The following is a 24,593-nucleotide window of genomic DNA, read 5'->3' on the forward strand; positions in this document are numbered from 1 at the left end:
AGCGCCACGCCAAAGCTAGGTTCGCGCTTCGTTCCGCCTAAGGGGTATTCATGGACGCCACAGTCGCGATCATCGTCATCGTTGCGCTGCTTGTTGGTGCGCTGGTTGGCTGGCTCGTCGGCTCGCGCGCGAGCGCGGCGGGGCAGGGGGTAGTCGATTCGCTGCGGCTCCAGCTCGACTCAGTGCGCGAGGAGCGCGACGGGCATGCGCGGAGTGTCGAAGCAGTCCGCGCCGAGCATAATGAGCTCGCCACGCGCCACGCCGCCGCCGCCGCGCAGCAGGACGAGCGCGAGCGCGGATTCGAGCAACGCCTCGCCGAGCTAACCGCCGCCAAGGAAGCGCTCGGCGCCCAATTTGCCGAGGTCGGCGGCAAATTGCTGGAGAGTGCGCAAAAGCAGTTTCTCGAACGCGCCGAGCAGCGCTTCAAGGAATCCGAGGCAACTTCCGGCAATAATCTGAAGGCTTTGCTTCAGCCTGTTCATGATCGGTTGCAACGTTACGAGCAGGTTGTCGGCAAAGTCGAGGAGGACCGGCGCAAGGATTTCGGGCTGCTAACCGGCCATATCGAAGCGATGAAGTCGGGCACCGAACGAGTCTCGGCCGAGGCCGCCAAGCTCGTCAACGCGCTTCGCAACGCCCCCAAGGCGCGCGGCCGCTGGGGCGAGCAGCAGCTGCGCAACGTGCTCGAAAATTGCGGCCTGTCTGAACATGCGGACTTTGCCACCGAGGTCAGCGTCACTGGCGACGAGGGCGTTCGCCTCCGCCCCGACGTCATCGTCCGCGTCCCCGGCGGCCAAAGCCTGGTGATCGACGCCAAAGTGTCGCTCAACGCCTATCAGGACGCGTTCGGTGCGGTCGACGAGGTCGAGCGCGCGGCGCATCTCGTCAGCCACGCCAACGCCATCAAGGCGCACGTCAACACCTTGGGCGCGAAGGCCTATTGGTCGCAATTCGCCGACGCCCCCGACTATGTCGTGATGTTCATCCCCGGCGAGCATTTCCTCTCGGCCGCGCTCGAGCAGGATTCGGAGCTGTGGGATTATGCCTTCGGCCGCCGCGTGCTGCTCGCCACTCCGACCAACCTCATCGCCATTGCCCGCACCGTCGCTGCGGTGTGGCGACAGGAGAAGCTCGCAACCGAAGCGAGGAGAATCGGCGAGTTGGGGAAAGAATTATATGATCGGCTGGTAATTGCTGCCGGACATTTGCGCGTTGTAGGCAGCGGGCTCGGGACAGCTGTGACGAACTACAACAAATTCGTGACTAGCTTCGAGGAGAGATTAGTTAAGACCGGTAAAAAGTTTGAGGACCTTAACCTCGAACCTAGTTCAAAAAAGCTAGAAGACCTTCCTGCCGTCGAAGCGCTTGCGCGCTATTCGGACGTGGCGCTCCCCAGCCCCATTGCCGACGAGGACGACGCCCTCGCGTAACGATTATGCTGGCATAATAGGATTTCGCCTGCAACTATCCCCAATCAATTGATTCGCTTGGGAAAAACGACAAAGCAGCCATTGCGCGGAGGGCTGACTTTAGACTGACCTTAGAAGCCTCAGCGCCGTTCCAGCTCGATGATCCCCGCATTGTTGGTCAGGGTCAGGTGTCCCGGCGAGAAACGCACCCGGGCGGGTTGGGTAACGACCGCGCTACCCTGCGATTCGAAGCTCGCAGCGGGGTCGCGGCAGGCCATCTTGGTCGACATCAGCGGTCCGGTGCTCATCATGTCGCGGTCGAGCGCGTAAGTCCCGCTGAAGCTGTTGCAGCCGAACCGCGCGCTGACCCGGTCAAAGGTGAAATCCATGCGATATTCGCCCTTGAGCGGGGTCGTGCGCCCATTGACCGACACTACCTGCCAGTGACTGTCGGCCAGGGGGCCGCTCATCACTGGCGGCGCCGCGGATGGAACATCGGTCGGTCCGCCGCAGCCTTCAAAGCTGCGGTTGTCGGCGCGGACCTGCACCTTGTCGGGGTAGGCCCGCCCGCTCATTCCGTCGCGGCACCGGCCGTGGACGACGTTCACGTTGAGCCGCGGCGTCTGGTAGATCTCGCCGGCAAAGCCGTTGATCGCGCGCGGCGTCGGCTGGCTGATCGGCCCTTGGCCGTAGGGGCCGGAGAAGCGCATCTGGCGCGGGTCTATATCGAGCGTCCAGCCGGGTTCCTGGCCGACCGCGTGAAAAAAGACCCCCGTCGGGCCGGGCATCGGCGGCCCCGGGTAGCCGCCACCGAACGGGTTCTCCATCGTGGTGCAGGCCGACAGCAGCGTGGCGCCGAGCGCCAGCGGGATGAGGCGGGATAAAAAGGTCATGACGCGATAACTACTTACGGGCCCGAACCGTTCCAGTTCAGCCTCGCCAGCTTGCTCGCACCTGAAAGGCCATCACCGCCGCCGCGACCGCCGCGTTGAGGCTGTCGGCGCGACCCATCATCGGCATCTTGACGAGGAGGTCGCACGCCGCCTCATACTGCGCCGGCAACCCTTGGCTTTCATTGCCGATCAGCAGGAAACACGGCGCCTCGAAGCGCGCCTCGAGATAGTCGGTCTCGGTCCGCAGGCTGGTACCTACCAACTGCCCCGGCCCGGCTCGGAGCCACGGCAGGAACTCCTCCCACCGCGCGGTGGCGATGGCCTGCGTGAATACCGCCCCCATCGACGCCCGCACTGCCTCGACCGAATAGGGATCGGCGCAATCGTCGATCAGGATCAGTCCGCCCGCGCCGGTGGCATCGCCGGTCCTCAGGATGGTTCCGATATTGCCCGGATCACGCAGCGCCTGGGCAACGATCCACAAGGGTGAAGTTTCGCGGACGATGCGGGCGAGGTCGGTCGGCGGCTGGCGATAGGCGCCGAGCACCAGCCCGGGATTGTCCTTGCCGCTCATCTTGGCGAGGATGTCGGGGGTGGTCTCGATCGCCTCGCCCCCCGCCGCCTCGGTCGCTTCGATCAGCTCGGCGGCCAGCGGATGAGCCCCTCCCGAAGGCCCATAAGCGATAAGTTCGGGAAGTTTGCCGCTATCGCGCGCCTCGGTCAGGATGCGCAGTCCCTCGGCGAGGAACAGCCCACTCTCCCGCCGCGCCTTCTTGTCGCGCAGCGATCGGATCAGCTTGACCGTGTCATTGCCGAACGACGTGACGACCCGCGGCATCAATCTTCGCCGAAGCGACCCTCGACCAGCGCCACCAGAGCCAAGAGCGCCTCGTCGGCGCCGTCGCCCTCGGTCGTGATCAATATCTCGTCGCCCATTGCCGCGCCGAGCATCATCAGGCCCATGATCGACGTACCGACGACCTTGTTGCCGTCCTTCTCAACCTCGACCGTCGCGGTGAGTTCGCTCGCCAGCGTGACGAACTTGGCGCTCGCCCGGGCGTGAAGACCCCGGCGATTGGCGAGGGCGACCGATCGGCTCGGCACTAGGCTGCGGCCTCGCCGAGGATTTCGCTCGCTACCGAAATATATTTACGCCCCGCCTCGCGCGCAGCAGCGACTGCCGCGCGGACCCCCATCGCCTTGCGCGCTCCCTCGAGCCGGATCAGCATCGGCAGGTTGACGCCGGCGATGACCTCGATCGAGTCGCTCTTCATCAGGCTGATCGCGAGGTTCGACGGGGTGCCGCCGAACAGGTCGGTGAGGATGATCACCCCCGTGCCTTGGTCGACGCGCGCGATCGCTGCGGCAATATCGCCGCGGCGCACTTCCATGTCGTCGTCGGCGTCGATGCAAATGCCCTCGATCGCTTCCTGCGGCCCGACGACATGCTCCATTGCCGTGATGAACTCGGCCGCCAGACGGCCGTGGGTCACCAAAACCAGTCCAATCATTCCCTCACCCGCTACATAGGCCTGGATGACCAGTACCTGGATGCCCGCCTATTACTTGTCCGGTTCGTCCGAAAGACGCGCCGGCTGTTCCTCGATCATGTCGCTCGGCGGCGTGGCGAGGTCACGGTGGCGGATCATCGGCGAAAAGCCTCGGCCCCGCAACCGTTCCGTCATTTCGACCGCCGCCGCTACCGACCGGTGCCGGCCGCCCGTGCACCCGAACGCCACCGTGAGATATGTTTTGCCCGCGGCCCAATAGCGGGGAATGAGGTCGGCGAGAAGGGCTTCGATGCGCTCCATCGTCGCTCCCCAGGCGGGATCGGCGGCGACATGGTCCCGGACCGGGAGGTCCATGCCGGTGAGCGGGCGAAGCTCCTCGATCCAGTGCGGATTGTCGATGAAGCGCATGTCGAACACCAGGTCGGCGGTGCGCGACACGCCGCGCGCGAAGCCGAACGAGGCGATCGTCAGTACCGGCTCGTCGCGGTCGCTGCCATAGCGCCGGCGAAGTTCCTCGCGCAGGTCGGCGGGCTTGAGGTCGGTGGTGTCGATCACCGCGTCGGCCGTCAGCCGCAGCGGCGCGGTCATTTCGCGTTCGCGCGCGATGCCATCCTCGGCCGGGCGGTCGGGGGCGAGCGGGTGACGGCGGCGGGTTTCGCCATAGCGGCGAATGAGCTCGGCCCCGGCGCAGTCGACGTAGAGGATTTCGGGCGAGACACCTTCGATTGCGCGGACCAGCTCGGGGAGGGTAGCGACGTCGAAGCCTCTGCTGCGGACGTCCATTCCCACCGCGATCGGCATCTTCCGGCGCACTTCCCTTTCGGCATGGACGAAGGCCTGGAGCAGCGTCGCGGGCAGGTTGTCGACACAGTCCCAGCCCATGTCCTCGAGTGCATCGAGTACGCTCGACTTGCCCGCGCCCGACATGCCGGTGACGAGGAGCAGACGCGCCAGCTGCGGAGGCTGGCGGCGGGCCACGCTAAACCTTGAGCCCGAGGCGATCGAGCGCGAGCGCCACTTTCGACGCCGCCGAGGCGGTCATCGCGTCGACGCTGACCAGCGGCAGGTTAACCCCGAGGATCGGGCGCTCGCGGCTATCGTCGGGGAGCCGCTGGATGTCGCTGGTCAGATCGACCAGCAATGCCACGGGAACGTCACCGACTGTGTCCATCGTGACAATTCCGACCCCGCGGATCTCCAGTTTCCCGGTGATCGTCGACGGTGCCGACGCGATCAGCTTGCCACCCTGCTTGCGGACGATCGTCTGGTCGTCGCTGACGAGGGTAAAGCCCCGGTCAAGCAACCTTAGCGACAGGTCGGACTTGCCCGATCCGGAGATGCCGGTGATCAGCACCGCCCGCCCGTCGAGCGCGACGCAGCTTGCGTGGAGCGTTTCGGAGGAGAGGCGAATGCTCATGCGAGGTCTGCCGCTGGCAGGCGGATAGTAAAGCGGGCACCCGAAGGTGCGTCATCGCGGTCGGCCACATCAATCTCCCCGTCATGGCCTTCGACGATCGCGCGGGCGATCGCAAGGCCGAGCCCCGAATGGCGGCCAAATTGCTCGACCTCAGGCCTTACTGAGTGAAACCGGTTAAAAATAGCTTCCCGTTGCGCGGGCGGCACGCCCGGACCCTCGTCGTCAATCCGGATGCGGACGCCGTCGCCCACCCGAGCCGCAACCACTTCCACGAGGCCGCCGGGGGGCGAGAAACTGATCGCATTGTCGACGATATTGTCGATTGCGCGGGCAAGACGGGCCGGGTCGCCAAGGACCATGGTGCTATCGCGGCGGGGCCGGGCGAAGGCGATGCGGACACTTCCGGTTGTCCGCCTCTGCTCCCACGATTCGGCCAGACTCTCGATCAACGCCCCGAGGTCAACCGGCTCGAAGCGGGCGCGGGCCAGTTCGGCATCGGTCCGCGCGGCTTCGGATATATCACCGATCAGCCGGTCGAGCCGCGCCACATCGTGCCGCACCACGTCGGTCAGCCGTGCTCGCAGCGTCGGATCGTCGACCTTCTCAAGGCTTTCGACCGCCGACCGCAGCGAGGCGAGCGGATTTTTGAGCTCATGAGTCACATCCGCCGCGAACGCTTCGATATTGTCGATTCGCGTGCGCAGCGATTGGCTCATGTCGCTGACCGCGCGAGCGAGCATGCCGATCTCGTCCTGGCGCGACGGGAGCCGCGGCACTCGTACCTCACGCGCCCGGCCGAGCCTCACGCGGTGCGCGGCGCGGGCTATCCGGCGGAGCGGCGTGACGATCGTTTGCGCCAGGAACAGCGACAGGGCAGCCGACAGCAATGCGGCGATCGTCAGCGCGACCCCGAGCGACGCCCGCTCCGCGCGGATCAGGCGCGTATAGTTGCGGTCATTGACCAGCATCAGCACCACCGACCTGTCGCTCAGCGGCGACGCCGCGGTGATGATCGGGGTGAGGTCGGGCGCCTCGCGGACGTTGCTCTGCCCCTTGCCCTTCGCCAGCGCGCGTTGCGCTTCCGGCCAGTTGCCGCGCCGGTCGATCGCCGGATCGACAAACGGTTCGAGGAAGCCGCCACTGCTGAGCGCATTGAACCCACGGTCGAGCAGTCGAGCGACATTCTTTGTCCACGGCTGGCTGCGCGGATCGCGCAGGAAGAAGGTCGGACCCGTCGATTTCCAGCTGTCGATCAGCAGTTTTCCGTCCGGATCATAGAGCCTTATGCGGCTGTTGGTCACGCGTCCGATCCGCGCGAGCGTTCGAACTTTCTCGGCGGCTGGCTGATCGGCCATAACGCTGGCGGCAAAATCGGACTCCGCCTGCAGACGCCCGACCCGCTCGCTGAGCAACTGGTCGCGAAACTGGTCGAGCGTGAACAGGGCCAGCCAGACCAGGCCAAGCGTCAGCAGATTGGTGGCGAGGAGCCGGTTAGCGAGTGTGTGCCGCCACCGGAAGCGAAGCCGCGATTCGCCCGGTTCTTCCGGCTCACTCTTCGCCGAAACGATATCCGACGCCATAAAGTGTCTCGATCATGTCGAATTGGGGATCGACGCCGCGAAACTTGCGACGGACGCGCTTAATGTGGCTGTCGATCGTGCGGTCGTCGACGAACACGTCGTCGCTATAGGCGATGTCGAGCAGCTGGTTACGGGATTTGACAACCCCTGGGCGCTGGGCGAGCGCTTCGAGGATCATGAATTCGGTGACGGTCAGTGTGACCGGCCTGCCGTCCCAAGTCACCCTGTGGCGGGCGGGGTCCATCGTCAGGCGCCCGCGCTCGATCAATGCCGGTTCGGGGTTCTCCTCGCTGATTACCGCCGTTCCGCGCGCGAACTCCTGCCGCCGGAGGATCGCCCGGATGCGGGCGATCAGCAGCCGCTGAGAGAAAGGCTTGGCGATATAATCATCGGCGCCCATCGCGAGGCCGAGCGCCTCGTCGAGCTCGTCATCCTTCGAGGTCAGAAAGATCACCGGCATGTTGCTGCTCTCACGCAGCCGGCGCAGCAATTCCATCCCGTCCATCGCCGGCATCTTGATGTCGAACACCCCGAGGTCAGGCTCCTTGTCGGCGAATGCTCTAAGCGCCGCCGCTCCGTCGGAGTAGACGCGCGTCACGAACCCCTCCGCCTGAAGCGCGATCGACACCGAGGTCAGGATGTTGCGGTCGTCATCGACGAGCGCGATCTCGGGGGTCATGGCCGCTCCGGTTGACGGGAGGGGCAAGGATACCGGGCCTCAGCAGATAGGACAAGCAGTGTCGCTTTGACCCCGATCGCCTCGCTGACTATAGGCTCCGCATACGTATGCGGCGGCTCAATTTTTGCACCGTCCAAGTACGTTCATGGAGGCTGATCGGTGAGTGAGCGCATTTCTTCGCATGGGTTGGACAGCCAGGGTTTCGTTTCCGGCGCGATGCTGCACTGGAACCTGACGACCGCGCCGCTGGTCGAGCTGGCGATCCGGCGCGGCGAGGGGCTGCTCGCAAAGGACGGCCCGCTGGTCGTCAAGACCGGCAGGCATACCGGGCGCAGCGCGCAGGACAAGTTCACCGTGCGCGACGCCGAGACCGAGAACACGGTGTGGTGGGGCAAGTCGAACAAGGCGATGACCCCCGACGCCTTCGCCAACCTCAAGGCCGACTTCCTCGTCCATCTTGGCACCAAGCAGGACCTGTTCATCCAGGACCTGTTCGGCGGATCGCAGCCCGAGCATCGCGTCAAGGTTCGCGTCATCAACGAATATAGCTGGCACAGCTTGTTCATCCGCACGATGCTGGTCCGTCCCGAGACCGACGAGCTCGCAAATTTCGTCCCCGAATACACGATCATCGACTTGCCGACCTTCCGCGCTGATCCCGCGCGTCACGGTTGCCTCGGCGAGACGGTGATCGCGGTCAACTTCACCGAGAAGCTGATCCTGATCGGCGGCACCGAATATGGCGGCGAGATGAAGAAGTCGGTGTTTAGCCTGCTCAACTACTTGCTCCCGCCGCAGGGCATCATGCCGATGCATTGCTCGGCCAATATCGGCCCTAACGGCGATACCGCGATCTTTTTTGGCCTCTCGGGTACCGGCAAGACGACCCTGTCGGCCGACAAGAGCCGCACGCTGATCGGCGACGACGAGCATGGCTGGTCGGACACCGCCGTGTTCAACTTCGAGGGTGGTTGTTACGCCAAGATGATCCGCCTCTCGGCCGAGAGCGAGCCCGAGATCTTCGCCACGACTACGCGCTTCGGCACCGTGCTCGAGAATGTCGTGATGGACGAGACCGACCGCACGCTCGATCTCGACGACGCAACCCTCGCCGAGAATAGCCGCGGCGTCTATCCGATCGACTTCATCCCCAATGCGTCGGAGCGCAACATGGGGCCGGTACCGAAAAACCTCATCATGCTGACCGCCGATGCGTTCGGTGTGCTGCCTCCGATCGCGAGGCTTACCCCGGACCAGGCGATGTACCATTTCCTGTCGGGCTACACCGCCAAGGTCGCCGGCACCGAGATCGGCGTGACCGAGCCCGAGGCGACCTTCTCGACCTGCTTCGGCGCGCCGTTCATGCCGCGCCACCCGTCGGTCTATGGCAACCTCCTGAAACAGCGCATCGCCGAGGGCAGGGTCGATTGCTGGCTGGTCAATACCGGCTGGACCGGGGGCAAGTATGGCGTTGGCCACCGCATGCCGATCAAGGCAACCCGCGCGCTGCTCAACGCGGCGATCGACGGCAGCCTCAAGGCCGGCCAGTTCCGCCGCGACCCGAACTTCGGCTTTGAAGTGCCAGTCTCGGTCGCGGGGGTCGATCCGGCGATTCTCGATCCGCGCCAGACCTGGACCGACAAGGACGAGTACGACCGCACCGCGGCGAAGCTAGTCCAGCTGTTTGTCGAGAATTTCGCCGAGTTCGAAAGCCATGTCGACGACGGGGTCCGCCAAGCTGCGCCTCGCGTCGCCGCCTGATCCGCCACAGCTTCAGGGGACCGACCGCCCATCGGCGGCGGTCTCGATGACATAGCCGGTGTTTAGGAACTTGGGCGTGTCGAGATTGGCCCCGGTGTTCTGGATCACAACATAGGGGGAGTTGCGATAGCCCCCGACCGCGACGTCGCCATAGGGCTGTACATACCCCTTGAGACCGGTGCGGTGGGCGCACTTGTCGGTCATGACTTACTCTGAGGACGCAATCTCGACGACTGGGTCGACGATCAGGCAATTGCCTTCGACGCGGCGTACGACGACCATGGCCCCGACCGCGGCAGGGCCGCCACGTGCGCTCCATTCGCCATCACCGAGCCGCACGCGCCCACCGTCGCCGTCGATCGCCTGGGTGACGGTGACCCGCCGCCCGACCAACTGCGCCGCGCGGTCGTTGAGCGGGGCCGAATCGGCATTGCGCGGCCGAGCGTAGAAGCGCCGGCCAGCCATCACCGCCAGCGCCGTGTAGAGGGCGAACAAGACGAGTTGCGCGGTCACACCAAGCCCAAACAACAAAGTAAAAACCCCCGTCGCCACCGCCGCCGCGCCAACGAAGATCAGGAAAAAGCCGGGAGCAATGACCTCGGCGATGAGCAACAGGATACCGCCAATTGCCCACCACCAGCCAGGATCGACCGGGAAACTCACGAGCGAGGAATCTGCACGGTTGGCACGCCGGGCTGGGCCGCCGGGGAAGGCGCTCTAGGCGAGACAGGCTTGGGAGCAGCGGGCGACGCCACCCCTGCCAACGCCTCGCGCGCCAGCTCGCCGATCCCGCCCAACGATCCGATCAACGCGCTCGCCTCGATCGGGAACAGGATTGTCTTGGCATTTGGGGAGGTTGCGAACAGGCTGATCGCCTCGACATATTTCTGTGCGACGAAATAGTTGATCGCCTGACTGCTGCCGCCGGCGATCGCGTCAGACACCATCTGGGTCGCGGTTGCCTCGGCCTGCGCCGACCGCTCGCGCGCCTCGGCGTCGCGAAAGGCGGCCTCCTTGCGCCCCTCGGCCTCGAGAATCTGGGACTGTTTCTGGCCCTCGGCGCGGTTGATATCGTTCTGGCGTGCACCTTCGGACTCAAGAATCGATGCTCGTTTTTCGCGCTCCGCCTTCATTTGCCGCGTCATCGCGTTGACGATGTCGGCCGGCGGACGAATGTCCTTGAGCTCGACGCGGGTGATCTTGATCCCCCACGCCTCGGTCGCATGATCGACCACCGACAGCAGCCGACCGTTTATCTCGTCGCGCTTCGACAGCAATTCGTCGAGGTCCATCGACCCCATCACGGTGCGCAAGTTGGTCGTCGCGAGGTTCAGGATCGCGAGCACCATGTCGCTCACTTCATAAGCCGCCTTGGCCGCGTCGAGCACCTGGAAGAACACGACGCCGTCAACCGCGACCATCGCATTGTCCTTGGTGATGACCTCCTGCCCCGGGATGTCGAGGACCTGCTCCATCACGTTGACCTTGCGCCCGACGCGATAGAAGAACGCGGGAAAGAAGTTGAACCCGGGCTGGGCGATCGTCACGAAGCGTCCGAAATGCTCGATCGTGTAATTATAGCCCTGGTGGACGACCTTGATGCTGCTCATGACGAACAGCACAACCAGTGCAACGACGAACAGCAGGAAAATGCTCAGCATGGAAACTCCCCTCGGTTGCCGCCATGATGCGACGGTGTGGCGCGCGGTGGAAGGAAAATCGACATGAAGGCGGACCTGTTCGACAGCCAGGCGCTGCTGTTCCTTCCGGCGTCGAATCCGCGCGCGATCGCGAAGGCAAGGGCGAGCCGAGCCGACCTCGTCATCCTCGACCTCGAGGACGCGGTCAGGGACGAAGACAAGGACGCGGCGCGGGCGGCGGCGGTGGAAGCGCTCGCCGATCCGTGGCCGATGCCGGTCGCGATTCGCGTCAATGCGCTGGGAACGCGGTGGTTCGCCAAGGACGTCGCTGCCGTCCTCGCCAGTCGCGCCGACTTCGTGGTCGCGCCGATGGTGTCGTTTCCCGCCGAGGTGAATGCGGTGCGCGAAAATTGCGGGAAACCAGTCCTCGCAATGATCGAGAGTGCCGCCGGGGTGATCGCCGCGCCGGCCATTGCGCGCGATGCGGCGGGGCTGATCGTCGGCACCAACGACCTCGCCGTCGACCTTCGCCTGCCCGCCGACGCTGGCCGCGACGAGCTCCGTTTCGCGCTCCAGTCGATTGTCCTCGCCGCCCGCGCCGCCGGAATTGCGGTATTCGACGGCGTGTTCAACCGTCTCGACGATCCGCAAGGGCTTGCTCGGGAATGCGCCGAAGCCCGCCGCCTCGGCTTCGACGGCAAGACGCTGATCCACCCCGATCAGATCATACCCTGTCTTGCAGCTTTCGCGCCTACGCCCGACGAGATCACCCGGGCCGAGCGCCTTGTCGCGGCGGCGAGCGGAGGCGCCGAACGATTCGAAGGTGCGATGGTCGAAGCGATGCACGTCGCGGCCGCCAGGCGCCTGCTCGAGAGGGCGCGACGCTAGCGAACCCCTTGGCGAATCACGTCGTCCCTGTCATGGGCCGATATGGCCGCTAACGACATGCCCTTCCCCGACATCCCGCTCGGGCTCACCTTCGACGATGTCCTGCTCCAGCCGCTCGCCTCGAGCGTGCTCCCGAGCCAGGCCGACACCCATACCTTCCTCACCCGCGAAATTCCGCTCGCGATCCCCTTGCTGTCGTCGGCGATGGACACGGTGACCGAAACCGACATGGCGATCGCGCTGGCCCAGCTTGGCGGGATCGGCGTGCTCCACCGCAACCTCGACGTCGACGCGCAGGCCGCCGCAGTTCGCGCGGTCAAGCGGTTCGAAAGCGGCATGGTCGTCAACCCGATCACGATGACCCCCGACCAGACGCTGGCCGACGCACTCGAGCTGATGAAGATGCACCGTATTTCAGGTATCCCGGTGGTCGAACGTTCGGGCAAGCTGGCCGGTATCCTGACCAACCGCGATGTCCGCTTCGCCGAGAACCCGCGCCAGCCTGTTTCGGAGCTGATGACACACGAGAATCTGGCGACGGTACCACTCGGCACGGGGCAGGAGGCAGCGCGGCGGATCCTGCATCAACGCCGAATCGAAAAGCTGCTCGTCGTCGACGAGGCCAATCACTGCGTCGGGCTGATCACCGTCAAGGACATCGAGAAATCGGTCGCCTCGCCCAACGCCACCAAGGATGCCGAGGGCCGCCTGCGAGTCGCCGCGGCGACGACGGTCGGCGATGCGGGCTTCGCGCGGTCCGAAGCCTTGATCGACGCGGGCTGCGACTGCATCGTCATCGACACCGCCCACGGCCATAACAGCGACGTCGCGCGCGCCGTCGAGCGGGTCAAGAAATTGTCCAACGCGACCCAGGTCATCGCCGGCAATGTCGCCACCGCCGACGCCGCGAAGGCGCTCGCCGATGCGGGCGCCGACGCGATCAAGGTCGGCATCGGTCCGGGCTCGATCTGCACCACGCGGATCGTCGCCGGGGTCGGCGTGCCGCAATTGAGCGCGATCATGGCCGCCGCCAGCGCCGCGGCGAAGATGGGCGTTCCGGTCATCGCCGACGGCGGCATCCGCACCTCTGGCGACGTCGCCAAGGCGCTCGCCGCCGGGGCCTCGACCGCGATGATCGGCTCGCTGTTCGCCGGCACCGAGGAAGCTCCGGGCGACACCTTCCTCTACCAGGGGCGGGCGTATAAATCATACCGCGGCATGGGCAGTGTCGGGGCGATGGCGCGCGGTTCGGCCGATCGCTATTTCCAGCAGGACATCAAGGACCAGTTGAAGTTGGTGCCCGAGGGCATCGAGGGCCAGGTGCCCTACAAGGGCCCGGTTCGCGACATCGTCCACCAGCTCGTCGGCGGGGTGAAGGCGGCGATGGGCTACACCGGCTCGGCGACGATCGCCGACCTCCAGCAACGCGCGCAATTCGTCCGCATCACCAACGCGGGCCTGAGCGAAAGCCACGTCCACGACGTCTCGATCACGAGGGAAGCTCCCAATTACCCAACGCGTTGAGCCTTCACTCCCTCCCGCTCCAGCGCGAGGGGAGGGGGGCAGATGACTCCCTCTGCACGCGTTCAGGCGGCGATCGAGATCCTCGACCAGGTGGTCGCCTCCGCGCGCGACGATGGGCCACCTGCCGACGCGATCGTCACCGCGTATTTCAAGACTCGTCGCTACGCCGGATCGAAGGACCGTCGCGCCGTGCGCGAACTCGTGTTCCGCGCGATCCGCCGCTCGGCCGAGATTGCCGACAGCGGCCGCTCGGCGATGCTTGGGCTTTCGGCGGACGATCGCGAAATCCTCGACAGCTTTACTGGCCCGCCGCACGGCCCCGGTCCCGTCGTCAAGGGCGAGAAGCGGACGCGCGCAAGCCTCATTCCGCAGTGGGTGGAGACCGAGCTGTCGCCGCTGGTCACGCCCGCTGAATGGGCCGCGCTGGTCCAGCGAGCCCCGCTCGACATCCGCGTCAACACCGCCCGCACGACCCGCGAGGCAATGCTCGAGGCATTCCCCGGCGCGACCCTCACGCCGCTCAGCCCGTGGGGGCTGCGCCTCCCCGCCGATACCCGCGTCGACCAGCATCCGGCGTTCGCCGAGGGCTTGGTCGAAGTGCAGGACGAGGGCAGCCAGCTGATCGCGCTCGCCTGCGGGGCGAAACCCGGGATGCGAATCGTCGACCTGTGCGCCGGCGCCGGCGGCAAGGCGCTCGCGCTCGCCGCCGCGTCCGCCAACGCCGCCGAGATCGTCGCCTGCGACACCAATCGCCAGCGCCTCTCGCGCCTCTCCCCGCGTGCTGACCGCGCCGGCGCGACCATCACCACCCGCCTGCTCGACGCCCCGCGCGAGGCCGAGGCGCTGGTCGCTCTGCAAGGCAGCGCCGACCTCGTCCTGGTCGATGCGCCCTGCTCGGGCAGCGGCACGTGGCGGCGCAGTCCAGAGGGCCGCTGGCGTCTCACGCCTGACCGCCTAGACCGCGTCATCGCGCTCCAGGCGCGGGTGCTCGATCTCGCCGCGCCGCTGGTCAAGTCGGGCGGCGCGCTGGTTTACGCGGCCTGCTCGCTGCTGTCGCGCGAGGGAGCAGATCAAGTCGGCGCTTTCTTAGGCCGCCATTCAGAATGGACCGTGCATGATCCGCTCGGTGATGTCGGGAATGGCCTGGGTCGGAGCGAAGGGGTCGGGCGGCTGCTTACTCCCGCGCATGACGAGACCGATGGATTTTTCGTCGCGCGCCTCATCCGCTCATGCTAATTGAGGTCACGACGTGGTGGAGACTGTAATGCTCAAGCGTTTGATCCTGTTGGGAATGACCCTCGGCACAGCGGCGGCGGTTCCGCTCAGCGCACAGAAGCCCGACAGCCAGATCGCGCCCTTGTCGGTGTCGCTGCAGAAAGAAGGCGAGGCGCTCCTCGCCGCCGGGAGCTACATCGCCGCGCAGGATGCGCTTGAAACCGCGCTTGCGGTCGACCCGCGCAACCGCGAGGCATTCATCGATCTTTCCCGAGTTGCGATTCGCCAGAAACTGTTCGGCAAGGCGATCCGCTTCTCCAACAAGGCGCTCGCGCTTGAGCCCAACGACCGCGACGCGCTTGCCGTTCAAGGGGTCGCGATGGTCGAAGCCGGCGCCTCGGCTCGCGCCCAGCAGAACCTCGCCAAGCTTCAGAACTTGTGCGTGAAGGGCTGTCCGCAATTATCGGAACTCGGTGCCGCGATCACGCGCGGACCAAGCCCGACCGCGCCGAAACCCGCTCCGAAGAAGTAAGCTTGGCCGCTAGCCAAGCCGCCGAGCGACCGCGACAAACTCATCGACGCTGATAACCTCGGCGCGCTGGGCGCTGTCGATACCGAGTTCGGCGAGCGCTTCGAGCGCTCCCGGGACCGACTTCAGGCTCTGGCGGAGCATCTTTCGCCGCTGACCAAAGGCGGCCGCCGTCACCCGTTCCAGCACCGCCAGTCCGACCCCTTCCGGCGCTTCCTTGGGGACCAGGTGGACCACCGCCGACGCGACCTTGGGCGCCGGAGTGAAGGCCGAGCGGTGAACCGCCAGCGCGATCCGCGCCTCGCACCGCCACTGCGCCGCGACCGACAGCCGGCCATAATGCTCGCTTCCCTCCGTCGCGACGATCCGCTCGGCGACCTCGCGCTGGAACATCAGCGTCAGGCTCGTCCACCACGGCGGCCACGGGCCGCCGAGCCACCGCAGCAGCAGCGCCGTGCCGACATTGTACGGCAGGTTGGCGACGATGTGCGCCGCACCAGGATTTTCGGCGCCGACCACGGAGCGCTCGTCGATCTCGAGCGCATCGCCCTCGATCACTCGCAGCCGATCGGGGAAGGCGGCCTCGAGCTCGGCCAGCGCCGGAAGGCACCGCCGGTCGCGCTCGACCGCGATCACTTTCGCGCCGGTCTCGAGCAATGCGTGCGTCAGTCCGCCCGGTCCCGGACCGACTTCATAGACATTCGCCCCGTCGAGCTCCCCCGGGATTGCCGCGATTCGCGCCAGCAACTGCCGGTCGAGGATGAAATTTTGCCCAAGCGCCTTGCTCGCCGACAGGCCGTGGCGGGCGATGACCGCGCGAAGCGGCTCGGCCTCGCTCACGCGCAGGAAGCGCGATACGCCGCCGCGCTCGCCGCGACTCGGATCGCGGCCGCCATTGCGCGCGGATCGGCGCGGTCCTGCCCGGCGATGTCGAACGCGGTGCCATGATCGGGTGCGGTGCGGACAATCGGCAGGCCGAGGGTGATGTTCACTCCCTCCTCGAAATGGAGCGTTTTCAGCGGGATCAGCGCCTGGTCGTGGTACATGCACAAGGCCGCATCATACTGAGCACGGGCGCTGGCATGGAACATCGCGTCGGCCGAATGCGGCCCTGTCACGTGCCATCCCTCGGCGCGCAGCGCGGCGATCGCCGGCTCGATAATATCGATCTCCTCGCGTCCCATCGCCCCGCCCTCTCCGGAATGCGGATTGAACGCCGCCACCGCGAGTCGCGGCTGGACGATCCCGAAATTACGTTGCAATCCACGCAGCGCCGCCCGCCCGCGCGCCTCGATCAATCCCTGCGTAAGCAATCCCTGCACTTGCCCGAGCGCGACATGCGTCGTCACCGGCACCGTCCTCAGGCTCGGCCCGGCGAGCATCATTGCGACATTGCTGGCCGACACGCCGCACCGTTCGGCGACGAATTCGGTTTGCCCCGAATGGGTGAAGCCGATGCTGTAAAGCTGCTCCTTGCTCACTGGCCCGGTGACCACCGCGCTCGCGGTTCCCGACCGGGCGAGGCCAACCGCCATTTCGAGCGCATCGAGTGCGGCATGAGCCCCCGCGACGGTCGGCTGACCAGGCACGTCCGCTCCCGTCGCCGGCACCACGATCAGCGGCAGTCCCACATCGAACGCGGCATCGGCGTCGCGCGGGTCGTCGACCGTCGCGATCGGCCCGTCCCACACCGCCGACAGCGCGCGCGGATCACCGATCACGACGAACGGCGGCAAGCTGAACGCGCCTCGATGATCCCAGCATTTGGCGACGATTTCCGGCCCGATTCCCGCCGGATCACCCAGCGAGATCGCGATCGGCGGCGTCGAATTGCTCGCCAATGGTCTAGCGGAAATCGATCACGGCGTCGCGCCGCAGGTCGCGCAGGTATCGCCGCGCTCGCAGATTCACTCGCGCCTCGTTGAGCTGCGAATAGACCTGGTCGAAGGTCGGCGCGGTCGGATCGACCTCGTCGCGACCGCAGATCACCAGCGTGCGAACGCCTTCGTCAATCGATCCGAACGGCCGCGTTGCCTGGCCGACCTGCATCGGCAGCATCATCTCCTGCAGCGCCGCCGGCAGGTCACGCAGCTTGACCCCGTCGGACTGAACCACTTCGCCCTTGAAGTCGGCGGCAAGCTTGTCGGCTCCGCCGCACCCGCCGATATTCGCCACCGCCGCGGCGAACTTCTGAACGGTCGGCTCGGCCTGCTCGCGGGTGATCCCCTTGGGAAAGGACATCGACACCTGCTTGAGGCTGAGCACCGCGTTGCGCGCATCGGCGGTGAGGATCTTGCGCGTGTCCTGGAGGGCAATGATCGACACACCACCGGGGACCGGGATCGGATCGGACACGCTGCCCGGCTTCAAAGTCCGAACCGCTGCCGCGATTGGCGCGGGAAGCTGCTCGGGCCGCACCCAGCCCAGGTCACCGCCGACCGCCGAGGTCGACGCTTCGCTGTACTGGCGGGCGTAGCCGACGAACGACCCGCCCTGCTTTAGCGCAGCGAGGATCTTGGCGGCGTTCTCGGCGACCTGCGCCTCGTTGCCCGGGGTCGCGGCAAGGTAGATCTCACCGACGCGATATTCCTCCGTGCCTTTCGACGCGTTCATCTTGTCGATCACCGCCTTGACCTCGTCGTCACCGACGCTGACGCCGTTTTCGACCTTGGCGCGCTGAAGACGCTGCCATGCGATCTCGCCCTCGATCTGGCGGCGGATCGAGCGAATCGACGAGCCGTTGCCCTTGAGATAGTCGGCCATCTGCTCGGGCGTCTGCTTTACGTTGCCGGCAACGCGCGCAACCGTCTTGTCGATGTCGGCTGCGGAGACCTTGATGTCCTCGCCCTTCGCCGCCTGGATCTGCAGCGTCTCGTCGATCAGGTTGCGCAGCACCTGCTGGCGCAGCGTCTGCATCTGGTCGGCGGGGATCTTGCCGCCGTTGGCGATCGCCAGCAGCGCGAGCCGCTGGTCGATGTCGGTCTGGGTGATCACCGTCCCATTGACGATCGCGGTCGCACGAACCTCGGTCGGCAGGGTCGTTCCGAACAGTTCGGGGTTCGACGGCAGGCGCAGCCCGGTCGTGCTGTTAAACGGAGTCGCCACCGGGGCGGTGTCGTCGGGAGCCTCCTGTGCCAGCGCGACGCTTGCCAGCGCGACCGCCGCGCTTGCCGCCAGTTTGACTGTCCAGCTCATCGTCTTGCCTGATTCCACGCTCGAAATATCCTTGTTGTGCAACCGTCTAGGGGAAGCCCTTTGCGCCACCCCGCTTAACCCAGCCTTAGCGGCCAAGGTTCTTGAGAGCGAAATGGAGTGCGAAAGTGCTGCCTTTGCGGAACGTACCGATGCGCTCATAGTCGCGTCGCCACTGGACGCCTAATGTCAGGCAATCATCCTCATAATCGATCCCCAGCCGGTGGCGGACCGGCTTGAAGCCGCTGGCCAGCGATAGCGGATCTTCGGTCTTGTTGGTGAGGTCGATCACGGTCGCTCCGAACAGCGACCAATAGCGGCGGAACTTTACCCGCCCGGCGAGCCTCAGCTCTTCCTTGTCGCGTAAATCCTCGATCGCCGGATCAATGTTGCGGTTGAGGCGGAGATAGCCGAGCTGCAGATAGGTCTGCTCGCTGCCGAACGTCAGGTCGACCTCGTTATGGCGGATCGCAAAATTGCCTTTGTCGATGCGAAAGCGATGCGAGATGTCGACCAGCCGGCCATAGCGGACACGGGTTCGCCCGACGATGTCGGAAAAGCGGTCGGTCAGCCCGGTGCCGATCGGAAAGATCGTCGGGCTTCGTCTCAGGCGATAACTTTGGCCGATGACGGTGTTGACCGAAAAGCGCGGCCTCTCGAGGGTGTATTCGGCGCCATAGGTCACCCGCGAGCCATCCTCCCACCGGTCGTAGCCTGAGAAGCGGTTGATCGCGAACAGGTTCGAATCCTCGAGGTCGATCGAACGGCTGTCCTCATTGGGTATCGCGATGTTCGGCGTTGGCGGGGTCAGCACGACCTGGAACCGGGGCACGAACATCTGCGTCCCCCCGAACGCCCGCCCGACCAGCGGCCAGCGCGCATCGGCGACGAGCGCGCCGATCGCGCGTGAATGCCATCCGTCTAGGCCGCGATATGAGACGACGCTGGTCGATGCCGAATCATCGGTGTGATAGACGTCGCCGCGAGCGAGGGCGGTAAAGGTCAGCTGCTGGCCCATCGCGGTCAGCTTTCGCATGTCCCACCGCGCCTGAACGAACGCGCGTTGCGTATCCTGACCGTCAGTGCGCGTGATCGCCAGGCTGTTCGCCTGCAATTCGATCCGCCCGCCGAAGATCGGGTTGGTTAGCCGCAGTCGCGCGTCGATCACCGGCAATGCAATCGGGATCGTCTTCTGCTTGTCGTCGACGCGCAGGCCCTGGAACACCCAGGCGGCAATCGAGACATAGCTGTTGCGGTCGATCCGCTCGAGGTCGAGGAAGCTGCGCAGCCGATCGTCGCGGGTCAGGTCGTAGCGCCGCGTCACGGTCTTGTCGGTCGCCGCGCGAAGCGATACTGTCAGGCTCCAATAGGGGTTGAACTGGGCGCGGCCATTGGCTTCAAAATAGCCACGGAAGGCATTGCGGCCGATCGGTTGAAGGGTCGTCGAGCTGTCGACCCGGCTGTAGGACGTGAATGCACCGACTTGGAACGCACCGATTTTGGTCAGCTGGCGATAGCGGCCTTCGATCGACGGCGTCGTACTCGAATAAAGATGCGGTGTAACGGTGAGGTCCCGGTTGGGCGCAAACTGCCAATGGTATGCCGCCGCGATTTCGAGGCCGTTCGAGTTCGAATAAGCGAGGTCGGGAATGAGCAAGCCGGTCTGACCCCCGCTCCCGGTTCTGATCGCGACGATGGACAGGAGCGGCAAAGAGACGCCCAGCACGTTCAACCGCCCGCCGCTGAACTTGATATGTTTGCCGTCAGCGGACCGTTCGACCCGAGCCGCGGTGATGGTCCAGCTCGGCCGCTTCTGCCGCCCGCATTCGGCAGTAATCGGGCAGCCCGTGTAAATCGCATTGTCGAGGACCGTCGCGCCATTAAGCCGCCTGCCTCGCTGCGCCGCCACCCGCCCGCCGGTGTCGAGCACCAGCAACAAATTATCGATCGTCCCGTCTTTGAGGCTGTCGGTCAGATCGACCTTGTCACCGATCAGCTTATTGCCCTGCGGGTCGAGCACGACGACGTTGCCGGACGCCTGCACCTGACCGGTCTTGCGGTCCCACACCACCCGATCGGCGGCGAGGTAATTGCCGTCACGGGCGAGCCTTACCGATCCGCTGGCACTGACCACTTCGCTACCATTGTCATAGGACAGGTTGTCGGCGGCGAAGTCGAGTGACCCGGTATTCTCCAGGATCAGCGGGCTTCCATCCGCTGCCGGCGCGACCGTCGCCGCGTCCTGCGCACGAGCCACGGCGGGAGCTGCGAGCAACAGCGGCAGCGCCGTCCAACAAAACTTCGATGCGCGCAACGCTGGCTCGTCCGGATGAGGGGTTCGTCTTCGCCTATTGCACCTCGAACCGAGGGCGGCAATCCGGAACGCACCGCGCCCGAGCGCGCTATCGCCTTTGCCTAAGCGTTCACCACGCCCTAAAGCGCGCCCAACTTTTATCCGTAGCCCAAGGACTCTCCATGCAGATCCGTTTCGCTTCCACCCGCCCCGCCGGCGATCATGCGCTCGTCATCGCTGTCGCTGGTCCCGACCGGGCAGCGCTCGGCGCATTCGGCGCCGGGCTTGACGCCGCGCTCCGCCGCCAGCGGTTCGAGGGCGAGGCGGGCGGCGCGGCCGAGCATTTCCTCGCCGACGATAATGGCCGTCGCCTGCTCGTCATCGGCCTCGGCGCAAACGCCAAGCCGGCCGACGCCGCCGAGAAACTGGGTGGCAAGATCGTCGAACGGCTGCTGATTTCGGGCGAGACCAATGCGGTGCTCGACCTCACCGGCCTTGGCTTCGACGCCGACAGTGCAGCCCGCGTCGCGCTCGCCGCCACGCTGCGCTCGTGGCGGCATGACCGCTACCGCACCAAGCTCAAGGAAAAGCAGAAGCCGACGCTCGGATCGCTGACTATCGTCGGTGCCCCGGCCGAGGCCGAAGCGCGCTGGACCGCCCGTTACGCTCCCCTCGCTGCGGGCGTTGAGCTGACCCGCGAACTCGTCGCCGAGCCCGCCAACATCATCTATCCCGAAAGCTTCGTCGCCCGCTGCCGCGCCTCGATGGAAGGGCTCGGGATCGAGTTCGAAGTGCTCGGTGAAAAGGAAATGGCCGATCTCGGCATGGGCGCGCTGCTCGGCGTGTCACAGGGCTCGGTGCGCGACGCCCAATTGCTCGTGATGCGCTGGAACGGCGGAGAGCCCGGCGCGACCCCGGTCTGCTTCATCGGCAAGGGCGTGACCTTCGATACCGGCGGCATCTCGATCAAGCCCGCCGCGGGCATGGAATCGATGAAGTGGGACATGGGCGGTGCCGGCGCGGTCGCGGGCGCGATGAAGGCGATCGCCGGGCGCAAGGCGAAAGCGAACGTCGTCGGCATCTGCGGCCTTGTCGAGAACATGCCCGACGGCAATGCCCAGCGCCCCGGCGACGTCGTAACGTCGATGAACGGCCAGACGATCGAGGTGATCAACACCGACGCCGAAGGCCGCCTCGTGCTGTGCGATGCGCTGACCTGGGCACAGGCCAATGTAAAGCCCGCCACGATCATCGACCTCGCCACGCTGACCGGGGCGATGATCGTTGCGCTCGGCCACGAGATGGGCGGCATGTTCGCCAACGACGACAATCTCGCGCAGCAGCTCGATGCCGCGGGCAAGGCCTCGGGCGACAAATTGTGGCGCATGCCGCTGGGCGAGGCCTACGACCGGCTGATCGATTCGCCGATCGCCGACATCAAGAACGTCGGCCCGCGCGAAGCCGGATCGATTACCGCCGCCCAGTTCCTCGCCCGCTTCATCGACGAGGGCGTGCGCTGGGCCCACCTCGACATCGCCGGGATGGCGTGGAGCGACAAGGCGAGCAGCACCTACGACAAGGGCGCGACCGGTTTCGGCGTGCGATTGCTTGACCAGTATGTTTCAGACGTGGTCGAGAAGTGAGTCGTCATTGCGAGGAGCGCGGCGACGAAGCAATCCAGCAGGGTAAAGCTGGGTTGCTTCGCTTCGCTCGCAATGACGGAATGTAATGCAAGTCGACTTCTATCAGATCGCCCACACCACCCCCGACGCGGTCCTGACCTCGATCGCGACCAGGCTTCTCGCGCAGAACCAGCGCCTCATCGCCATTTCCTCCGACGAAGCGCAGCTCGCCCGCCTCGACCGCCAGCTGTGGAGCGACGGCCCGAGCTTCATCCCCCATGGTGTCGCCGGCGGCCCCGACGATGCGCGCCAGCCGGTCCTCCTCTCGACCACCCCCGACGCTCCCAACCTCGCGCGCAACATCGCCATCGCCGATGGCGAGTGGCGCGAGGCCGCGCTGACCTTCGACCGCGCCTTCTTCCTGTTCGACGAAAGCCATCTCGAAGCGGCGCGGCTGGCGTGGAAGCTGCTTAGCGGCAGGGAAGGGGTCGAGCGCCGATACTGGGCGCAGGAAGACGGGCGCTGGACCCAAAAGGCCTAAGCGAAAGCCTGCTTTCGCGACTTCAAAAGCTTACCTGCCTTGCCCTTTCCCGCCCCTCCAGCTAGGGGCGCGGCCAACCCATCACCCCCAGCACAGGAGCCCGTCCGGCCATGACGACCGAGCGCACCTTTTCGATCATCAAACCCGATGCCACCCGCCGCAACCTGACCGGCGCGGTGACAAAATTGCTTGAGGAGGCCGGCCTGCGCGTCGTCGCCTCGAAGCGCATCCATTTGTCGCTGCGCCAGGCCGAGGAATTCTATGGCGTCCATCGCGAGCGCCCGTTCTTCAACGACCTGGTGTCCTTCATGATCTCCGGCCCGGTGGTCGTGCAGGTCCTCGAGGGCGACAATGCCGTCGCGAAGAACCGCGACGTGATGGGCGCGACCAACCCCGCCAACGCCGACGCCGGCACGATCCGCAAGGAATTGGCGGAGTCGATCGAGGCCAATTCGGTCCACGGCTCGGACAGCCTCGAAAATGCCGCGACCGAAATCGCCTTCTTCTTCAAGCCGGACGAAATCGTCGGCTAACCCACAGCCGCCGTTGCGAGAAGCGTAGCGACGAAGCAGTCCAGCGGCGCGAAAGCTGGATTGTTTCGCTGCGCTCGCAAGGGCGAACAAAAATGAGAGGCCGTCGGAGCGATGCGGCGTGGATGGCGGAAAGCCGACGTTTTCTGCTTTACTGACGGTCGACGTTTGGACAGTGTGGACGCACTGGCGATTTTTTCGCGGTGAGACCTTCGCTGTGACGTTCGTGGGTGTGTATCGTGCGTGGCGAGGCGGCTGCGGCGAGCGAGCGAATTCCATCGAGGGGGCAGCGGCGACCATCCGCCACCCCTGCCACAAACTAACCAAATAGGAAAGAAATTTGGTGGTTTAGGCACGACCGGACGTTCTTTGACGACCTCGTGTCCCTCATGATCTCCGGCGCGGTGGTCAATCAAGTGCTCGAAGGCGACAATGCCGTCGCGAAGAACCGCGAAGTCATGGGCGCAGCCAACGCCGCCACGATCCGAAAGGAACTTGCGGAATCGATCAAGGCCAATTCGGTCCACGGCTCGGACAGCCTCGAGAATGCCGCCACCGAGATCGCGTTCTTCTTCAAGCCGGACGAGAACGTCGGGTAGGGTCGTGCGCTTGATGAATTAGTTCAATGACTGATGCGGATTTTAATTCCGACAAGAATCCGTCCCAGCCAAGAAGATATTCTGCACCTTGGGCGTGCGAACGCCATGCCTTCAGTCTTGTTGAAGGAAGTTCGTCAACTGAAATTGCGGCGCCCTTCCCCGTTACAAAAATTAAATCTTTGTACGATGACCAAAGCGGTACGTAGTCGCCGTGATATTCATAAAAGGATCGAAAAAATTTAAATACGGATAGGCCCATCTCAAGTCTGGGAATGGGTCGAATGCCATATCCCATTTTTTTGCGTCTCTCTTTAAGGCGACCAATTGGCGCGTATTCATAAAGGGGTCGCTGAGTGTTGATTTCGGTCACTGCTAGCAGCCCGACCTCGGTACGCACGATAAGACTAGGGATTTTGTGGATTATAAAAACTGATCCGGGGCCACGCAGTTGTTCTGCTTCCTCCTTCGCACTTTGCAACGTAGTGTGCATGCAGCCAGCGAAATAATGAGTGACCCAAGTCGAGTACCACGCATTTCTACAGCGAGAAAGGAAAAAGAGCTTTCCTGCTTGGAAGTCATTGATGAGCGACTGAGCCATCTTCGAGCGACGTTTTGTGCCCTCAAATGACACTAGGGTCAGGACTCGTTGATCAGAGCCAGAAGATGACGGTGGCGGCGAGGGCGATGGCGGAGAGGAAGACGGTCGGGCATCGATCGTAGCGAGTGGCGACGCGGCGCCAGTCCTTGAGGCGGCCGAACATGATCTCGAT

Annotated in this window: 25 protein-coding genes and 2 pseudogenes; 10 read left to right on the forward strand and 17 right to left on the reverse strand. The window is 65.1% G+C overall.

What is annotated here, in order from left to right; translation table 11 throughout:
- Positions 1-50 precede the first annotated feature (50 nt).
- Positions 51-1,430 carry a DNA recombination protein RmuC gene (locus Q0R27_RS01850; protein ID WP_293940386.1) on the forward strand — a complete coding sequence of 460 codons (1,380 nt, stop codon included), beginning with the start codon at positions 51-53 and terminating at the stop codon, positions 1,428-1,430.
- A 119-nt stretch (positions 1,431-1,549) separates the two neighbouring features.
- Here the strand turns inward: Q0R27_RS01850 and Q0R27_RS01855 are convergent, their stop codons facing one another.
- Genes Q0R27_RS01855 through Q0R27_RS01890 form a run of 8 tightly spaced genes read right to left on the reverse strand, consistent with a single transcriptional unit; the run spans position 1,550 to position 7,489 of the window.
- Entirely contained in the window at positions 1,550-2,302 is a 753-nt protein-coding gene (locus Q0R27_RS01855; protein WP_293940387.1) for an META domain-containing protein, read from the reverse strand.
- A 37-nt stretch (positions 2,303-2,339) separates the two neighbouring features.
- On the reverse strand, positions 2,340-3,140 hold the full coding sequence (locus tag Q0R27_RS01860) for an RNA methyltransferase (protein ID WP_293940388.1): 801 nt from the start codon (positions 3,138-3,140) through the stop codon (positions 2,340-2,342).
- Positions 3,140-3,406 (reverse strand): HPr family phosphocarrier protein, encoded by a 267-nt coding sequence (locus Q0R27_RS01865; protein WP_293940389.1) that lies wholly within the window; start codon positions 3,404-3,406, stop codon positions 3,140-3,142. The genes Q0R27_RS01860 and Q0R27_RS01865 overlap by 1 nt, the downstream gene beginning before the upstream one ends.
- Complete coding sequence (locus Q0R27_RS01870) at positions 3,406-3,813, reverse strand: PTS sugar transporter subunit IIA (RefSeq protein WP_293940390.1); 408 nt, start codon at positions 3,811-3,813, stop codon at positions 3,406-3,408. The genes Q0R27_RS01865 and Q0R27_RS01870 overlap by 1 nt, the downstream gene beginning before the upstream one ends.
- Positions 3,814-3,864: 51 nt before the next feature.
- Positions 3,865-4,791: an RNase adapter RapZ gene (rapZ, locus tag Q0R27_RS01875; protein WP_293940391.1), complete on the reverse strand. Its 927-nt coding sequence runs from the start codon at positions 4,789-4,791 to the stop codon at positions 3,865-3,867.
- Position 4,792: 1 nt separating this feature from the next.
- Positions 4,793-5,230, reverse strand: a complete 438-nt coding sequence (locus tag Q0R27_RS01880) for an HPr kinase/phosphatase C-terminal domain-containing protein (RefSeq protein WP_293940392.1) — start codon at positions 5,228-5,230, stop codon at positions 4,793-4,795.
- A complete protein-coding gene (locus Q0R27_RS01885; RefSeq protein WP_293940393.1) occupies positions 5,227-6,810 on the reverse strand; it encodes a stimulus-sensing domain-containing protein in 1,584 nt (527 codons plus the stop codon). Before Q0R27_RS01885 ends, Q0R27_RS01880 begins: the two co-directional genes overlap by 4 nt.
- Positions 6,779-7,489, reverse strand: a complete 711-nt coding sequence (locus Q0R27_RS01890; protein ID WP_293940394.1) for a response regulator transcription factor — start codon at positions 7,487-7,489, stop codon at positions 6,779-6,781. Before Q0R27_RS01890 ends, Q0R27_RS01885 begins: the two co-directional genes overlap by 32 nt.
- A gap of 159 nt (positions 7,490-7,648) precedes the next feature.
- Between Q0R27_RS01890 and Q0R27_RS01895 the strand changes: the two genes are divergently transcribed.
- Positions 7,649-9,250: a phosphoenolpyruvate carboxykinase gene (locus Q0R27_RS01895; RefSeq protein WP_293940395.1), complete on the forward strand. Its 1,602-nt coding sequence runs from the start codon at positions 7,649-7,651 to the stop codon at positions 9,248-9,250.
- Positions 9,251-9,262: 12 nt separating this feature from the next.
- Here the strand turns inward: Q0R27_RS01895 and Q0R27_RS01900 are convergent, their stop codons facing one another.
- From Q0R27_RS01900 to Q0R27_RS01910, 3 genes are read right to left on the reverse strand one after another with little or no spacing between them, the layout of a single operon-like run.
- On the reverse strand, positions 9,263-9,454 hold the full coding sequence (locus tag Q0R27_RS01900) for a hypothetical protein (protein WP_293940396.1): 192 nt from the start codon (positions 9,452-9,454) through the stop codon (positions 9,263-9,265).
- 3 nt (positions 9,455-9,457) lie between these two features.
- Positions 9,458-9,913: an NfeD family protein gene (locus tag Q0R27_RS01905; protein ID WP_293940397.1), complete on the reverse strand. Its 456-nt coding sequence runs from the start codon at positions 9,911-9,913 to the stop codon at positions 9,458-9,460.
- Positions 9,910-10,911: an SPFH domain-containing protein gene (locus Q0R27_RS01910; protein WP_293940398.1), complete on the reverse strand. Its 1,002-nt coding sequence runs from the start codon at positions 10,909-10,911 to the stop codon at positions 9,910-9,912. Before Q0R27_RS01910 ends, Q0R27_RS01905 begins: the two co-directional genes overlap by 4 nt.
- Before the next feature lie 63 nt (positions 10,912-10,974).
- Here Q0R27_RS01910 and Q0R27_RS01915 point away from each other — a divergent pair, with 63 nt between their 5' ends.
- The 4 genes from Q0R27_RS01915 to Q0R27_RS01930 are packed head-to-tail and all read left to right on the forward strand — an operon-like array spanning position 10,975 to position 15,049.
- Positions 10,975-11,778: a CoA ester lyase gene (locus Q0R27_RS01915; RefSeq protein WP_293940399.1), complete on the forward strand. Its 804-nt coding sequence runs from the start codon at positions 10,975-10,977 to the stop codon at positions 11,776-11,778.
- A 57-nt stretch (positions 11,779-11,835) separates the two neighbouring features.
- Positions 11,836-13,302 carry an IMP dehydrogenase gene (gene guaB, locus Q0R27_RS01920; RefSeq protein WP_293940414.1) on the forward strand — a complete coding sequence of 489 codons (1,467 nt, stop codon included), beginning with the start codon at positions 11,836-11,838 and terminating at the stop codon, positions 13,300-13,302.
- A 42-nt stretch (positions 13,303-13,344) separates the two neighbouring features.
- Positions 13,345-14,538, forward strand: coding sequence for an RsmB/NOP family class I SAM-dependent RNA methyltransferase (locus Q0R27_RS01925; protein WP_293940400.1), 1,194 nt, complete (start codon positions 13,345-13,347; stop codon positions 14,536-14,538).
- A 28-nt stretch (positions 14,539-14,566) separates the two neighbouring features.
- A complete protein-coding gene (locus tag Q0R27_RS01930; RefSeq protein WP_293940401.1) occupies positions 14,567-15,049 on the forward strand; it encodes a tetratricopeptide repeat protein in 483 nt (160 codons plus the stop codon).
- Between the two features lie 9 nt (positions 15,050-15,058).
- Here Q0R27_RS01930 and rsmA read toward each other — a convergent pair whose 3' ends face one another.
- The 4 genes from rsmA to lptD form a co-directional block, all read right to left on the reverse strand.
- Entirely contained in the window at positions 15,059-15,886 is an 828-nt protein-coding gene (gene rsmA / locus Q0R27_RS01935) for a 16S rRNA (adenine(1518)-N(6)/adenine(1519)-N(6))-dimethyltransferase RsmA (RefSeq protein WP_293940402.1), read from the reverse strand.
- Entirely contained in the window at positions 15,883-16,887 is a 1,005-nt protein-coding gene (pdxA, locus tag Q0R27_RS01940) for a 4-hydroxythreonine-4-phosphate dehydrogenase PdxA (RefSeq protein ID WP_293940403.1), read from the reverse strand. The genes rsmA and pdxA overlap by 4 nt, the downstream gene beginning before the upstream one ends.
- A 4-nt stretch (positions 16,888-16,891) precedes the next feature.
- A complete protein-coding gene (locus Q0R27_RS01945) occupies positions 16,892-18,241 on the reverse strand; it encodes a peptidylprolyl isomerase (protein WP_293940404.1) in 1,350 nt (449 codons plus the stop codon).
- Between the two features lie 85 nt (positions 18,242-18,326).
- Entirely contained in the window at positions 18,327-20,495 is a 2,169-nt protein-coding gene (gene lptD, locus Q0R27_RS01950; RefSeq protein ID WP_293940405.1) for an LPS assembly protein LptD, read from the reverse strand.
- 218 nt (positions 20,496-20,713) lie between these two features.
- Here lptD and Q0R27_RS01955 point away from each other — a divergent pair, with 218 nt between their 5' ends.
- The 4 genes and pseudogenes from Q0R27_RS01955 to Q0R27_RS01970 form a co-directional block, all read left to right on the forward strand.
- Positions 20,714-22,174 (forward strand): leucyl aminopeptidase, encoded by a 1,461-nt coding sequence (locus tag Q0R27_RS01955; protein WP_293940406.1) that lies wholly within the window; start codon positions 20,714-20,716, stop codon positions 22,172-22,174.
- Positions 22,175-22,259: 85 nt separating this feature from the next.
- Positions 22,260-22,694, forward strand: a complete 435-nt coding sequence (locus tag Q0R27_RS01960; protein ID WP_293940407.1) for a DNA polymerase III subunit chi — start codon at positions 22,260-22,262, stop codon at positions 22,692-22,694.
- Between the two features lie 110 nt (positions 22,695-22,804).
- Positions 22,805-23,227 carry a nucleoside-diphosphate kinase gene (gene ndk / locus Q0R27_RS01965; protein WP_293940408.1) on the forward strand — a complete coding sequence of 141 codons (423 nt, stop codon included), beginning with the start codon at positions 22,805-22,807 and terminating at the stop codon, positions 23,225-23,227.
- Between the two features lie 326 nt (positions 23,228-23,553).
- Positions 23,554-23,823 (forward strand): annotated as a pseudogene (locus Q0R27_RS01970) (nucleoside-diphosphate kinase); the annotation flags it as partial.
- Here Q0R27_RS01970 and Q0R27_RS01975 read toward each other — a convergent pair.
- Together Q0R27_RS01975 and Q0R27_RS01980 are read right to left on the reverse strand one after the other, a co-directional pair.
- Positions 23,798-24,421: a hypothetical protein gene (locus Q0R27_RS01975; protein WP_293940409.1), complete on the reverse strand. Its 624-nt coding sequence runs from the start codon at positions 24,419-24,421 to the stop codon at positions 23,798-23,800. The pseudogene Q0R27_RS01970 and the gene Q0R27_RS01975 overlap by 26 nt on opposite strands.
- Positions 24,422-24,473: 52 nt before the next feature.
- Positions 24,474-24,593 (reverse strand): annotated as a pseudogene (locus Q0R27_RS01980) (IS5/IS1182 family transposase); the annotation flags it as partial.

Origin of the sequence: Sphingomonas sp. (assembly GCF_025362505.1) — a bacterium.
Taxonomy (GTDB): domain Bacteria; phylum Pseudomonadota; class Alphaproteobacteria; order Sphingomonadales; family Sphingomonadaceae; genus Sphingomicrobium.